Source organism: Agarivorans sp. Toyoura001 (genome assembly GCF_005405585.1).
In the GTDB taxonomy this organism is placed as follows: domain Bacteria; phylum Pseudomonadota; class Gammaproteobacteria; order Enterobacterales; family Celerinatantimonadaceae; genus Agarivorans.
Map to the genome: position 1 here is coordinate 66,908 of NZ_BJEQ01000004.1, position 14,559 is coordinate 81,466.

16 protein-coding genes are annotated in these 14,559 nt (G+C 45.3%); 6 read left to right on the plus strand and 10 right to left on the minus strand.

The genetic code is table 11. The features are described 5' to 3' along the window. The 7 genes from FFR00_RS07050 to FFR00_RS07080 form a co-directional block, all read right to left on the minus strand. Positions 1-489: an ureidoglycolate lyase gene (locus FFR00_RS07050; RefSeq protein WP_137672687.1), complete on the minus strand. Its 489-nt coding sequence runs from the start codon at positions 487-489 to the stop codon at positions 1-3. Continuing rightward, positions 489-1,505, minus strand: a complete 1,017-nt coding sequence (alc, locus tag FFR00_RS07055) for an allantoicase (RefSeq protein ID WP_137672688.1) — start codon at positions 1,503-1,505, stop codon at positions 489-491. The genes FFR00_RS07050 and alc overlap by 1 nt, the downstream gene beginning before the upstream one ends. A gap of 151 nt (positions 1,506-1,656) precedes the next feature. Then, the gene (locus FFR00_RS07060) at positions 1,657-2,484 is read right to left on the minus strand and encodes a MurR/RpiR family transcriptional regulator (protein ID WP_137672689.1); all 828 of its coding nucleotides are present in this window, start codon (positions 2,482-2,484) and stop codon (positions 1,657-1,659) included. Positions 2,485-2,523: 39 nt separating this feature from the next. After that, positions 2,524-3,252, minus strand: coding sequence for an amino acid ABC transporter ATP-binding protein (locus FFR00_RS07065; RefSeq protein WP_137672690.1), 729 nt, complete (start codon positions 3,250-3,252; stop codon positions 2,524-2,526). Next, positions 3,239-3,889, minus strand: a complete 651-nt coding sequence (locus FFR00_RS07070; protein WP_137672691.1) for an amino acid ABC transporter permease — start codon at positions 3,887-3,889, stop codon at positions 3,239-3,241. The genes FFR00_RS07065 and FFR00_RS07070 overlap by 14 nt, the downstream gene beginning before the upstream one ends. A gap of 12 nt (positions 3,890-3,901) precedes the next feature. Next, positions 3,902-4,570 carry an amino acid ABC transporter permease gene (locus FFR00_RS07075; protein ID WP_137672692.1) on the minus strand — a complete coding sequence of 223 codons (669 nt, stop codon included), beginning with the start codon at positions 4,568-4,570 and terminating at the stop codon, positions 3,902-3,904. A 15-nt stretch (positions 4,571-4,585) separates the two neighbouring features. Beyond that, positions 4,586-5,371 carry a transporter substrate-binding domain-containing protein gene (locus FFR00_RS07080; protein ID WP_137672693.1) on the minus strand — a complete coding sequence of 262 codons (786 nt, stop codon included), beginning with the start codon at positions 5,369-5,371 and terminating at the stop codon, positions 4,586-4,588. A 442-nt stretch (positions 5,372-5,813) separates the two neighbouring features. Between FFR00_RS07080 and FFR00_RS07085 the strand changes: the two genes are divergently transcribed. The 6 genes from FFR00_RS07085 to FFR00_RS07110 all read left to right on the plus strand — a co-directional run bounded on the left by FFR00_RS07085 (position 5,814) and on the right by FFR00_RS07110 (position 11,147). Continuing rightward, the gene (locus FFR00_RS07085) at positions 5,814-6,512 is read left to right on the plus strand and encodes a spondin domain-containing protein (protein WP_137672694.1); all 699 of its coding nucleotides are present in this window, start codon (positions 5,814-5,816) and stop codon (positions 6,510-6,512) included. Positions 6,513-6,525: 13 nt separating this feature from the next. Further along, on the plus strand, positions 6,526-7,233 hold the full coding sequence (locus FFR00_RS07090; protein WP_137672695.1) for a spondin domain-containing protein: 708 nt from the start codon (positions 6,526-6,528) through the stop codon (positions 7,231-7,233). 79 nt (positions 7,234-7,312) lie between these two features. Beyond that, a complete protein-coding gene (locus FFR00_RS07095) occupies positions 7,313-8,014 on the plus strand; it encodes a response regulator transcription factor (RefSeq protein WP_137672696.1) in 702 nt (233 codons plus the stop codon). After that, positions 8,004-9,497, plus strand: a complete 1,494-nt coding sequence (locus tag FFR00_RS07100) for a HAMP domain-containing sensor histidine kinase (protein WP_137672697.1) — start codon at positions 8,004-8,006, stop codon at positions 9,495-9,497. Before FFR00_RS07095 ends, FFR00_RS07100 begins: the two co-directional genes overlap by 11 nt. 231 nt (positions 9,498-9,728) lie before the next feature. Then, a complete protein-coding gene (locus tag FFR00_RS07105) occupies positions 9,729-9,920 on the plus strand; it encodes a hypothetical protein (protein WP_137672698.1) in 192 nt (63 codons plus the stop codon). 18 nt (positions 9,921-9,938) lie between these two features. Next, positions 9,939-11,147, plus strand: a complete 1,209-nt coding sequence (locus FFR00_RS07110) for an MFS transporter (RefSeq protein WP_137672699.1) — start codon at positions 9,939-9,941, stop codon at positions 11,145-11,147. A 137-nt stretch (positions 11,148-11,284) separates the two neighbouring features. Here FFR00_RS07110 and FFR00_RS07115 read toward each other — a convergent pair whose 3' ends face one another. The 3 genes from FFR00_RS07115 to FFR00_RS07125 form a co-directional block, all read right to left on the minus strand. Next, entirely contained in the window at positions 11,285-12,145 is an 861-nt protein-coding gene (locus FFR00_RS07115) for a DUF2971 domain-containing protein (RefSeq protein WP_137672700.1), read from the minus strand. After that, positions 12,105-12,371, minus strand: a complete 267-nt coding sequence (locus FFR00_RS07120) for a hypothetical protein (protein ID WP_137672701.1) — start codon at positions 12,369-12,371, stop codon at positions 12,105-12,107. Before FFR00_RS07120 ends, FFR00_RS07115 begins: the two co-directional genes overlap by 41 nt. A 639-nt stretch (positions 12,372-13,010) precedes the next feature. Next, positions 13,011-14,459 (minus strand): polysaccharide lyase family 7 protein, encoded by a 1,449-nt coding sequence (locus FFR00_RS07125; protein ID WP_235836173.1) that lies wholly within the window; start codon positions 14,457-14,459, stop codon positions 13,011-13,013. Positions 14,460-14,559: the final 100 nt, after the last annotated feature.

Sequence of the window (14,559 nt, forward strand, 5' to 3'; positions counted from 1 at the left end):
CTAAGCGATTAAACGTATCGCCGCACTTAAGGTTTTTTCAACGCAGTTAGCTTCTTTGCCGCTGCGGTCAATAACTAAAAAGTCACTGGTTTGCTGCAAGCTGATAAGAGGGTGATGCCAAACTCCACTATGGTAATTTACCCCTTGATTACCTTGAGCTAAAAAAGCGCGAATGTGTTGTTCTTTGAGTGCTCCAGCACTGGCCACCACAACCACATAGGGGCGAGCAGATAACGGCATAAATAACTGGCTACCAAAGGGGTGGTGCTCCATCATCGAAATAGTGAGTGGCAGCTCAAATGCTTGACCACGAAAGATAGAGCAAATCATTGCTGAGTGGCTGCCGCTGTGCTGCAATTTAGCTAAATCGTGATAACGCTGGGTAGAGCCGCCATTTATCGCAAAGTGCTCTGTGTTCTTGGTTTCTATCACGTCACCAAAAGCAGCAAAAGCCGCTTTGGTGAGCGGTTCGAGTGTTAGCTCCAACATTAATTATTACCTTTTACTTTGCCCCAAAGTCGTACTCGGCTAATCCCACCATCGGGGAAAATGTTTATCCGAATATGGCTAATAGTACCTAAGGGATTTAATTCGCTAAAGTGATGATCGTTGTCGGCACTTAAAGTCTGGGGCGCCAGTAACTCTTCCCAAAACATACTCTGGCTGATTAAACTCAAATCGTTAGGGTCGCTGATATTGGCGGCTTGAATAGACAGTTTATCGGGAAAGTTACCTTTAAAGTGAGTGGTCGCAATATCGATGTCTTCAACACTACCTGCTTGGCCTAGCGCGATAATACACCAGTCGTTGCCCGGTTCGCGGCGGCGGCGGGTTTCCCAGCCATCTCCCATGTTTACCCCTTTGCCTGGTGCTAATAAGTTGCTTGGTGTGCCGTAGTGGGCATCGTTAAAACCAACCACTCGGCCACCATTTTTAAGGGCGATTAAATCAATGCGTTGGTCACTGTTCGCGGTGGCAGCAGGTTGACCAAATATTCTAAGCCTTGCGATACCGCCATCAGGGAAAATATTTACTCTCACGTGGCTAATGGCTTGCTCGGTGCTTACTTCAAAAAAGTGGCTGTTGTCGGCACTTAAGGCGCTGGCCGGCACTAGTGCTTGCCACTGGGTATCGCTTGCCGGTAAATCACTTTCGCAATGGCAAACCTCAATACTTATTGCGGGCGCATAGTTACCGGTGAAAAAACTGGTGTCTATTTGTAAGCCTTTAACGCTGCCAGCTACGCCAAGTTTAACAATGCTCCAATCGTGGCCTGAGTCGCGGCGGCGACGGCTTTCCCAGCCATCCATCCATTTACCATTATCATCGTATTTATCGGGATAAAATTCGGCCGGCAGGTGGTTAAGCATACGATCAGCAGCCGCAAAAAAATCATCACTTACCGCTACCACTTTACTGCCTAAACGTTGGTCGGCTAGGTTAATAAACTGCTGACTAAATGCGGGGGCATTGGCTGGCTGCTCGGCAATCATTACTTGGCTCATGTGTATCCTTATTTATCGAGTTTTATGTGGTTATACGGTGGCGTTTTTTTATGAGCTAACTGGCTCTTAATTTAAGATTTTGGTTCAATTGTTTCATTGCTGTTTACTGTTTCTCTCTGTTTTGTGTCAGGGAATAGGGAACAACAGGCTGTTAGTTGTGTGGTTCTAGTTCGTCTAATAATTGATAATTGTTACTGATTTGGTGGCTATGAGTGTGCGCCGAGTGTGCCAAATAATCGTAGACCTTATTGCTTAAATGGGCGAGTAAACTCATGGGGGCTGCGTAACTGTCTAGGGGCGAATGGTTGCTCATTGGGCACACTAGCAAGTGTTTTACTTTAGAGCGATAGCATTGGCCGCTTTGGTCGGTGATCAGCAAACAATTAAGGTGCTCTAATTGGTCAATGAGCGCTGAAAATATTTTAGGACGGCGGCGAATGCCAATCAGAATCACCAAATCTTTATCGTCAAACTGCACTAGTTCTTCACCAATACTTTGTCCGGGAATAGGCAGTAAATGTACCTGCTTACGGCATTGCATTAGCTGCTGACGAAAGTGCATGGCCAGCGGAAAGCTGTTGCGGTAACCAATAATGGTGACACGCTTGGCTTGGCCGATTTGCTGCACTAGCGCCTCGCAATCCATTTGTTCTAGCTGCTTGAACACCTGGCTAATGGCCGCTAAATCACTATGTTCGCTAGTATCACTGGGCTCACTGGTGAGTAGCGGCTGGCCCCATTCGCGCTCTTGTCTAAGCTCGTCACATACTTGTTGGTGATCTTGGTAATCTAGCTGGCGAAAAAAACGGCTAACACTAGCTTTAGAGACTTGGCAAGCATTGGCAATTTCTGCGGTAGATTGAATCAACACTTTATCGGGATGATGCTGTAAATAGTCGGCCACTAAACGCGCTTTAGCAGAAAGTTGCGAATAGTGTTCAACAATACGTTGGTTAAACGCACAGGCCGATGTAGTCATAAATGATTCATTCCTTTTACGAGATTGGTTTGCTAAAGCTTAGAGTACTGCTGAGATAAAGCTTTGTAATTCTGTGGTTTGCGGCTGAGCAAAAACCTGTTTGCTGTCACCGGTTTCCCACACTTTTCCTTGATGCATAAACACCACTCTATCGCCTACATCGCGGGCAAAATTCATTTCGTGGGTCACCAATATTAAGGTCATGCCATCGGCGGCCAGTTGCTCAAGCACCTTAAGCACTTCGCCCACCAGTTCAGGATCTAAGGCCGAGGTAATTTCGTCACACAGCAATACTTTGGGCGACATAGCTAACGAGCGCGCAATGGCTACCCGCTGCTGCTGTCCGCCAGACATACTGGTGGGGTATTGATCAAACTTGTCCGCTAAACCCACTTTTTCGAGTACTTCTTTGGCTAGCGTTAGGCATTCTTGCTTGTTTTTCCCCAGTACTAATTTGGGGGCCAACATAATATTTTCGCCGGCTGTCATATGGGGGAATAAATTAAAGTTTTGAAACACCATGCCTACACTGCGGCTCAGTTGCCTAAGCTGTTTTTCATCTTCACTTACGGCTTGTTTATCTACAATTATCGCACCGCTTTGAAAAGGCTCTAAGCCGTTCACACAGCGTAATAAAGTGCTTTTACCCGAACCACTGCGGCCGATGATAGAGATAACTTCGCCCGCTTTTATTTTTAGATCTATACCTTTTAATACGTGGTGTTGGCCATAATATTTATGAATGTTTTCGATACTAACCAGTGACATTGAGTTTCTTCTCCAAATGCTTGCTGTACAGCGACAGCGGGAAACACAATAAAAAGTACAGTACAGCCACTAAGGCAAATACTTTAAAGGGTTGGAAGGTGGCATTGTTTAACATGGTGCCAGCCTTGGTTAACTCTACAAAGCCGATGATTGACGTAAGTGCGGTGCCTTTTACTACTTGCACTGAAAACCCCACGGTGGGGGCAATAGCAACTTTTAATGCCTGCGGCAAAATGATGTAACGCATAGTTTGAAAAAAGCTTAGACCTAAGGTTCTAGCAGCCTCCCAATGCCCTTTGGGTAAGGACTCTATACAACCGCGCCATATTTCACATAAGAAGGCACTGGTGAATAGGGTTAAGCCAATAATGGCAGCGGTCCAAGCGCTAACATCTAAACCTATTAGCGATAACCCAAAAAAGATAATAAACAGCTGCATTAATAAAGGCGTGCCCTGAAACAGCTCCACATAACCCTTTACCAGTGCGGCTAAAACAGGGTTGTTGCTAATGCGCATAAAGGTAAGCATTAGCGCGACTAAGCCGCCGCTAGCAAAGGCGACAAGGGACAGCAATATGGTCCAGCGAGCGGCGAGTAGCAGGTTGCGTAAAATGTCCCAATCAGTAAATTGCATCATAAACATTGGCTCCTACAAGACCGGGTTTTTAAATAAACGCCTAGCGCTTAACTCGAACAACTGGCGCATGGCAATGGCGAGCAATAAGTAAATCAGTGCCGTCACTAAATAGGATTCAAAGCTGAGAAAATTGCGCGATTGTATAAAGTTGGCAGAAAAGGTGAGCTCTTCTACCGATATCTGCGATACCACGGCAGAGCCCAGCATGACTATGATGCATTGGCTTACTAGCGCAGGATAAATTCTTTGAATAGCGGTAGGAAGTACGATGCGACTAAAAATGTGCCAGTGACTTAACCCTAAGGTTTTACCCGCTTCCCATTGGCCTTTTGGTGTGGCTTCAATCCCCGCGCGAATAATTTCGGTGAGGTAAGCGCCAAGGTTTATTACCATCGCCAAACAGCCTGCTTGCCATGCGCTAAGTTTAAGCCCTAGCGCTGGCAGGCCAAAAAAGATAAAGAATAACTGCACAATAAAGGGGGTATTTCGAATCACTTCTACATAGGCGCTAATCAGCCACCGCAACCAAGCTTTGTTACTTATTCTCCCTGCCGCACCTGCAGTGCCAAGCAGTATTCCTGCAAAGGTGGAATACACGGTTAGCTCGGCGGTGGTTAATAAACCTTTGGCGAGCTCGGGTAAGTAGGGCAGTAGGCCGCTAAAGTCCAGTTGGTAGCTCATTATGCGCTCCTTGTCTTATAGTTCTTTAGGCAACGAGGTTTTAAACCAGGCCAGTGATAGGCGCTCTAGCTCACCACTGCTTTTCGCTTGGGCAATTAAGCCGTTCACTTTGTCTACTAAAGCTTGCTCGCCTTTAAGTACACCAACATAACAAGGTGAGTTTTTAAGTAAAAACTTGGTTTCAGGCTTGCGGGTAGGCACGCGCTTGGCGATTTCAGTGGCGACCAAGTTACCGGTAGCAATCAGTTCAACTTGGCCAGATAGGTAAGCAGAAAGGGTGGTGTTGTTATCTTCAAAGCGCTTAATGGTCGTGGTGTTGTCGACCAGTTTACTTAACTCAATATCTTCAACAGCGCCACGGGTTACGCCTATGGTTTTGCCTGCAAGTTCTTGGGCTGAGCTTACCGTTACGTCTTCAGCACCAAATACCCCTAAGAAAAAAGGCGCGTAGGCTTCACTAAAGTCGATGGCTTTTTCGCGCTCTGGGTTTTTACCAAGGCTAGAAATTACCAAATCTACCTTACGTGTTTGTAAGTAAGGGATGCGGTTGGCGCTGGTCACCGGCACTAGCTCCAGCTTTACATCCAGTTGTTCGGCTAAATAACGCGCCATATCAATGTCATAACCCATCGGTTGTAGGTCACTGCCCACAGAGCCAAAAGGAGGGAAATCCTGAGGTACCGCCACTTTTAGTACACCGCGTTCCATAAGTGTTGATAGTTGGTCGGCTTGACTTACGGTGCTGGTTAGGGCGCAGACTAGGATAGCGGCGCTAGCAATCAATTTTTTTAAAGTAAACATAGGGCTTCCTTAGCGGATTAAATTTAAATGAAACGAATGAATCTATATTTCTATCGTTGCAACGAATGAGCCTAAGATCATCTGTATGAATAACTATTTAGCTAATTGTTTAATAACAATGGCTTAGCGTATTTTTGTAGGCTGTTGTTTGCTTTGGGATTGGAGAGTACGCAGATTATTCACCCACTTTGGTGCCGAGTAACGACCAAAGTGGTGCAATGAATACCACTAAAGTGGTATTCATTATTGCTGTTTAAGTCAGTAGATATTTATCTGTACCGTTATAAAAGGAATATTTTTAATTAAGTTTTAGTCTTAACTATTTGATTTAAATTGAAAATGTATTCTGTGATGAAAAAGTGATAACTCTGTGAATTGGTTGGGACATGTGCTTCTTATACTGGATTTGACTGTTAAATAAGGACCGCAAAAGGAGCGAACCATGGATCTCAAGTCATCGTTGTTAGCAATGCCATTGATTGCTGTAAGTACATTAAGCCAAGCCGCAGTGGTAGACGTTAAAATCACTAACCTTACCCAAGGTATCTATTACACACCGCTATTAGTTACTGCACATACCTCTGACGCACATTTGTTCGAAGTAGGCCAAACCGCCTCTTCAGCTCTGCAAGCAATGGCTGAAGGTGGCGATATCTCTGGTCTACAAACCATTGCCGACGGTATATCTGCTGTTTCATCGGCTAACCCTGCTGGTGGCTTACTTGCCCCAACTGAATACGCAATGGTTAGTGATTTAGACACTGGCAGTAATACTCACCTCAGTATCGTGGCAATGTTATTGCCAACTAACGATGGTTTTGTGGGTAAAGATAGCTGGGAAATTCCGAGCGAAGCCGGCACTTATACCTTCTACATGAATGGTTATGACGCTGGTACCGAAGCCAACGATGAAATTGTAAACGGTGGTGGTATGTCTGGTGTTCCAGGTATTCCAGCTAACCCCGGCATGAACGGAGGTACTGGTGGTAGCGGCGTAGCAACCGCTTCAGCTAATACTAAAATTCATATTCACCCTGGTAACGTAGGTGACCAAGACGCAGCTGGCGGCATGAGCGATTTAGATAGCCGCATTCACCGTTGGTTAAACCCAGTGGCTAAAGTAGTTGTTACCGTTAAGTAATTAAGGAGGATCTATGGCTATCTCAAGTTTTGCAAAGAGAGCCTTGGCCGTAGCGGTAATGGCGGCAGGACTAAGTGCATGTGGCAGTGATGATGACACCATTGTTGTATTGCCACCCGATACACTAGACTTTGAAGTCACCGTGTACAACGACACCGCGGCACAACCTTTATCACCAGTAGTGGTAGGTATACACGGTGCTACGATGAGTTTGTGGTCGGTAGGTTTATCTGCGAGTGTACCCTTAGAAACCATGGCTGAAGGCGGAAACGCTGCCGACTTAGCGGCGATGTTTACCGATACTAACGTTGCAGTACTAGGTGCAGGGGCTATTGGCCCAGGTAATTACGAAAAACTAATGATTAGTGCTGAAGATCGCACTGAGATGAAATTATCCCTAGCAAGCATGATGGTAAACACAAATGATGCGTTTACTGGTTTGAATGCTATTGATGTTTCAGGCTTAATGGTAGGCGACAGCATGAGTTACACGCTACCCGCTTACGATGCTGGCACGGAAGCAAACAGTGAAGCAATGGGTTCTATTCCTGGCCCAGCAGACGGCGGCGAAGGCTTTAACGCAGCCCGAGATGATACGATGAACAAAGTTTCTCGCCATCCCGGTCTAGTAACCCAAGCCGACGACGCAATGTCAGTATTGCTGCCTGATCATCGAATCTCAGGCACTGTTGGGCGCGTAGTCATTACTCGTACCAACTAATACTGTTTGTTATTACGCCCGTGCTGCGGTGCGGGCGTAACTATTTGGTCTGTCTATAAATACAAGGAAAGGAGCCTGTATGTCCCCTCGGATCCTGGTCATTGAAGACGACCACGATATTAATAACCTGATCACCATGAACCTGAGTGACATGATGTATCAGGTAGAAAGTTGTGAAAACGGTTCGGAAGGTTTTGCCAAAGCCAGCCAAGACAACTTTGATTTAATCGTTCTCGACTTAATGTTGCCCGGCATGGATGGCCTAGATATTTGCCGCCAACTGCGCGCGCAACAACAAAACACCCCAATTTTAATGCTTACCGCTCGAGACTCTGAAGCCGACCGTGTGGTGGGTTTAGAAATGGGCGCAGACGACTACCTCACCAAACCCTTTAGTGTACGGGAGCTACAAGCGCGGGTTAAAGCCATGTTGCGCCGAGTAGATATGTTGATTCAAAGTCAAAACCAGCCTGCACCCAGTGTGATGCAATGGAAAGATTTAACTATCGATGTCGCCCGCCGCTTAGTGTCGGTGCGCGACCAAGCCGTTGAACTTACCTCTACCGAGTTTGATTTACTGCATCACTTAGCCAAGTCACCCGGTTTGGTATTTAGTCGCGCACAGCTGCTTGACCAAGTGTGGGGATATAAACACAGTGGATACGAACATACGGTGAACTCTCATATCAACCGCTTACGCACTAAATTAGAAAGCGATCCGTCTAATCCTGAATATGTGCTCACCGTGTGGGGAGTAGGGTACAAGTTTAATGATGTTTAAATTTATTAGTTCTTTTTACAGCAAACTAATGCTGGCGGTAGTAGTGTGCTTTATCCTTGCCGGTGGCCTGTTGTTAGGTTTGGCTCACCAAAGCTCGCAGCAATACCAAAATGAAATTGAGCAGAAGCTGCACCTACAATTGGCCGAACATTTGGTGCACGACAGCCAGTTATTCAAAGACGGGCAGCTTGACCCCAAAGCAATTAAACAAGCTTTTCATTCAATGATGATTCTTGGCCCTAGCTTTGAGTTTTATATTCTCGACACCAGCGGCAACGTGGTGACCTACTCAGCAGATCCCAGTAAAATTAAACGTAAGCAAGTAGCCTTAAAACCGATCCGTCACTTTATTAATGGCGACAGCGCCATGCCGATTATTGGAGACGACCCGCGCTCCAGCAGCCGACGAAAGATTTTTTCGGTGGCCGAAATTCATGAAGGAAGCAAAGTTAAAGGTTACTTGTACATCATTATTGGTGGTGAGATATACGATAGCGTGGCCGAGCTATTGCAGGGCAGCCACATAATGAAGCTGAGCATGCTGGGCTTACTGTTCATCCTTGGATTTAGTTTGCTGGTGGTATTTCTTATATTTGGTTTGCTCACCAAACCCTTGCGCCGCTTGGCTAAAGATATCGATCAATTCCAGCATGTGGGTTTGGAACAAAGCTCGAACATAGCGGGGCATTGGCAAGATAACTCACACGACGAAGTACAAAAGTTGGGGGCGGCATTTAGCGATATGGCCACCACCATTAAAGGCCAATACCAAAAGGTAAAAGATACCGATCAATTGCGCCGCGAGCTTATTTCTTATGTATCTCACGATTTACGTACACCACTTGCATCGCTGCAGGGCTATTTAGAAACTTGGCAATTAAAACATAAAGATTTGTCGGCCGAAGAAGGCGAGCAATTGATTAAAGTGGCATTGAGTAGCGCCCGTAAAACCTCTAGTTTGGTGGAACAGCTATTTGAACTCGCTCACCTCGACAGTGACTCCGCCACCATTAACGAAGAGCCAGTGGCCATTGCAGAGCTGGCACAAGATGTCATTCAAAAGCTCGAGTTAGCGGCTCATAAAAAGAACGTAAGCATGCGTGTGGACCCGCAAGACCCATCGCTGCTCGCGTGTGCTGATATTCAACGCATTGAGCGGGTATTTACTAACTTACTGGAAAACTCGATTCGCCATTGTAGTGATGGAGATGAAATTAAGGTGCTAATTAGTCCAGCACAGCAAAGTGACAAACTGTTAATTACCGTGAGTGATACCGGCACCGGTATACCCGCCGATGACTTACCGCATATTTTTGACGCCCACTATCGCGCGGCTAATCGCGCGAAAGATAAAAGTTCGCACGGGGGTTTAGGTTTGGCAATTGCTAAGCGAATTGTGCAATTGCATCGGTCTTCTATTAGTGTTGAGTCAACCTTAGGCGAGGGCACTCGCTTTAGTTTTAGCTTAGACAAACCCATGTAAGCGCCCCTACCTGACACGTATACACTAACAAGCCAGCGAATACTCGCTGGCTTTTTGGTTTTGCTTAGCGTTTATTTCAGCGTTGTTTTATAGGGCGAAATACACAAACGCTGCCTAACAAATAAACTATGCGCTCACTGCATAACTTAAGTGACAAAAATTCATTTGGAACATGTCATCGACTTCCTTACACTCCGCGCTTCTTTTTATTGTTTGTAACTAATAACGCCCATGTTTTCGCAATCTACCCTTGCTCAAGTATTAAGAATACTCACCTTATTGAGTTTGTCTTTGCTGCTGGTACATCACTCGCCAAGCTTATTAAAGCTGTTGGCCGAGCAAGCTATGAATAGCGGTTGCCACCAAATGAATGATGAAGGCATGCATAGCAGCCACCATCACTCTCATCATCAACATCATTAAAGTAAGTAAGAAGGCACAATGAGTATTTTTCGATTTCCCATTCTAGTTTGGCTTGGCATTGGCATTCTGGTGATATGCCTAGGTATTAGGCAGTCTTTTGGCATATTTATGATGCCAGTGTCTGAGCACTTTCAACTGGGTAGAGAGTTCTTTAGTTTTGCTATTGCGCTGCAAAATTTACTGTTTGGCGTATTTCAGCCCTTTGTGGGCATGGCTGCCGACAAATGGGGCGCTAAAAGAGTGATTATTTTAGGTGCTATTGCTTACGCTTTAGGCCTGTATTTAAGCTCTATCGCAGCTGAACCAAGCATGCTGTATTTGTCGCTAGGGGTATTAGTTGGGGCGGGGCTAAGCGCCACCAGTTATGTGATTGTATTAGGCGCAGTGGCTAAGGTAGTACCGGCCAAACATGCCGCCAAAGCCTTTGGGTTAACCACCGCTGCAGGCTCTTTTGGTATGTTTGCAATGATACCAGGTGCCCAACTAATGATGAGCCAAGTAGGCTGGCAGGGAGCACTTCAAGGCTTTGCCTTGTTATGTGCAGTAATGATTGCCTTTGCCATGTTCATGAAAACGGCAAAACCTAGCACTGACAATCAAACTGTATTAGACGACAAGCAAACGCTAAAAGAGTCCTTATCAGAGGCGTTTTCTCATAAAGGCTATTGGCTGATTCACGCGGGCTTTTTTGTGTGTGGTTTTCATGTGATGTTTATTGCTACGCACTTACCGAGCTACTTGGCCGATAAAAATTTAAGCGCAACCACCGGGGCAATGGCTTTAGCCTATGTGGGTATCTTCAATATTTTTGGTTCGTATTTCTGGGGCGTAATGGGCGATAGGTTTAGTAAGCGCCATGTTATGTCGGCCTTGTACCTAATGCGAACCCTAGTCATCGCCGGATTTGTCACCCTACCGGTTACCGAGAGCAGCGCGGCTATTTTTGGTGGGGCAATTGGCTTTTGTTGGTTGGGTACAGTGCCATTAACCTCTGGATTGGTGAGACAAATGTTTGGTGCACGGTATCTCTCTACCTTATACGGTTTAGTATTTTTTACCCATCAGGTAGGCAGTTTTCTGGGCGCCTGGGCAGGCGGGCGTATTTATGATTACTACGGTTCTTACGAACCTATCTGGTGGTCAACTGTAGCACTGGCTTTTATCGCTGCACTGATTCATTTACCGATTAATGATAAACCGGTCATGCGTTTGGCAGCTGCGAGTTAAGCCTGTTTAGGCATGTATCTGGTCATAAGTGAATCAGCTTAGACATTAACGCCGCAAGCACGGGCAAAGGACAGCGGCTTGCCGTGTCGTGGCCTTTGTCTCCGAGGAGCGTAGCGACGAGTTAGTGACTTGCATTGTTATATTCTTTCGAAGTCCAAAGCATATTTTGTTTTCGACTTAACTGCTTGATACCACTTCACGTGGGACCATTCTGTACCGGATATCATCTCTCTTAACGTCGATTTATCTCGAGCCTCCATTCGAAGCCCAAAGGCGATAGAATTAACTGCTTCTGGATCGAATTGCTTTGCTTCGGATCTATAGAACACAAGCCTGCGTTCTCGCTCATAGCGCCAACTCGAATACTTGGTGCCCAGAATTGAGTAAAGAATATCGCCAGCGACACTATCTACGTTATTCTCTCCAGGGAGCTGTTCGAAGTACTTGAAGCGCTCGATAATCTCTTCAAAAGGATACTCGTCTTGGTAAGTCACATCTATTGGTGCGATTGATGAACCTTCTGGCCTTAAAATATGCTCCTTAAAGCCAATACATACCCCTCTGTGTTCATCAGCATAGTGAGACCACATGAGCTGGTTTTTACGAGCTTTGCTAAATGAGCAGATACCAGTTTTGGCAAGTTGTTCTTCGATCTTTCTCTTGTACTTCTCGCGTTGCGACGAAGGAAATGGGTAGTGTTCCCAAACTGCATTCAATACTTCATTGAATGATGCTTCACCCTCAAACGGATCGTTCAGTGAAGCTGGGGTAGCAAACCATAGCTCACGGTTAAGTAATAACTCCAAACACCCTTTGTCGAACTTGCGGTATTTAAAGAGAATTTTAGGAAATAACATAAACCCTCTGGTAAATATAACGCCCCTAAACAGTGGCGAGTTTACGAGTCCAATGCCCGCCGCGCTAGCGGGAAAAGCGGGCATGAACTGCTTTGGTTTGTTATGTGATTGACTTGCATTTAAATTGAAGAAAATACTCATTCATTTCTACGACTTCCCAGCCATCAGATTCATGTACTGGCATTAGAAATACCCAATCCATTTTATTTTCATGAATAGTATATTTAAGATGAGCATCACTTCCGTCTAGTTTATGCCAAATATCAGCTACTTTTGTTTCTTGAAACCTTTCTTCTGCTGTAATGTATAAATTACCACTCAGAACTACATCTTGAGGTTTTTTTACTAAGCCAAATTCAACGATCACTGATTAATCCTTTTCTCACATAACAACTTATCATACATTTTAAAAGACCAAGGTATCACTTTTCCTAAGCTGCATCAGCCACCTAGCTCGAAAAATAACAAAAGCATCAGCACGAAAGAATGCAAGCCTTTGCGGAAAGAAGGAATCACAGTTCGCATGTGTATAAATACAGAGCTTCGTCCAAAAATAGAAAATTGAGGGTTGCATAGCTTTATTAAGAGTAGTGTTTTGGGAGCGGCAACTCGTAATGGGGCAAAAACATTTCATACATTCGACAGCCAAGACTGTGCTTTTAAATCCCATTATCTTCGCCGAGTCGCGCAAATGAACAAGGGAGCAGAGTTGAAGTCTGTTTGAGCATAGCGAGTTACTTCAACTCCCTTGTGAATGCGCAACGGAGGATCTAAGAAGATGCAGGGCGAGTTTTCTTTTTGCTTCGTTTTTCTTTGCTCGTCAAAGAAAAATGACGTCGCCGCAGGCGAAAGCTTTTACTCTATAGCTAACACATAGAAGGGCATAAGCGAGCTATCCATTACCTTAGCTAAACCTAGTCATCTACAATTTGTTGTTTTTAAAACATAAAAAAGGCCGCTTAACTAGCGGCCTTTGTCTGCTTGTTAGATACTCTGAAAGCTCAACTTATGGGTTGTAGTTATCGTGAGTATTGGTCAATTTATAGAACGTTACTTTTGCGTAGTCACTATCGTTACTGCTGTTGTCTTGCAGGTAGATGCCGGCTTTAAAGTACATGTAGTTGCTGGAATCATCATATCCACTGCCAGACATGTTGATCGTTTTGCTGGCGAGTTGGCTGCCATTTTGGCTGATCTTGGCAGTAAGTGAGTCGCCATTCACCGTAATGGTATAAGAGAACTCTTCGTTCAAGGCGATACCGTTTGATGGGTTAGAGGTGCTGTTTAAATCACCGTTTGAACTCACCATGCTGCCTAGTAGGTTGTACCACGTTTCGTTACCACCGTCTGATTTCGACGTTTCGTGGGCAAAGTAAATAGCACCATTACTGTTACCCGGTAGTTTGTGGTAGTAAAGGCGGATAGGTTCGTTCCCTTCTGCATGAATTTGCCCAATCACAATTCGCCCCACTTGCTCGTTGTTTGAGCTTGTTGTGGTCACGTGATTTACCGCAAGGGTTGCGTCTAGTACGCCGTCAATGCCGCCAAAAGCGCTTTGGCTGCTGCTTGGTATGCTTGAAAACGCCCAGTTGTTGTCTTTTCCGCTGGTAGAATACGAGGTATTTCCGCGGCGCAACATTTCACGCAATTCGGTGCGTACATACTTTGTGCCGCTTGAGGTGGTGACCCCTTTAACCGGCGTGTAAAACACCATGCCGCCATCACTACCGGTATAAAAATAGGCATCTTCGTAACTGGCAGCTAGCTCAACTTCTTTTATCGAGGTGGCGTAACCATCACCCTCATCTTTTGGAATGCTTAAGTACCAATCCAATAAATCAAAATTTGCAGAAGGTGCTTTAGAGGCATCTAAGTTGTAGTCACCACCGCCGCTGCCGCCACCAGATGTATCATCGGTTCTGGTGAGTTCCCATTGCTGGTTAACATTGCTGCTACTTGAGTTCCAAAGGTAGAGTGATTGGCGTAAAGCCCCACCGCTATTACCATCAATAGAAAAGCCCGGAGCATTACGTTTTTCGATACGGTAGATTTCGGTACCACTGGTGACTTTTACTTTTTTCCAGTGTTGGTCATAGTTGCTTGCGTCACATGCTTCTAATGTAACGGCTTGATTTTTTGCACCGCCAGAACCACCGTCCCAACAAAGGCTGGTGCCTTCTTTTTTATAGGAGTAGTAACCATCACCATGGCTAATTTGCACCCAGTTTTGGTTGGTATTGGTGGTTTTGGTTGTCCATAGGTAAAGCTGCTGTCCTTCAACAGCACCGCCGTTTCCGTCTATAGAGTAGCCCGTTTCATTTTTTTGCATGTTGAACGTTGCAGCAGTTGCTAACGAAGAAGATAGCGCTAGAACAACAAAGCACACTGATTTTTTCAGGGTGTTGTTGTTTAACAGGAACTTGTTCGATGCAGCGTGTTTATCAATAGGTTTCATCGCTAATATCCTTAATTGGAAAACCTTGTTGCTAAAGTAAATGTACATTTAGGTAAACTAAGACGAGCGGTTTTATCCTTAGCTTGCCCCACTATTTGTA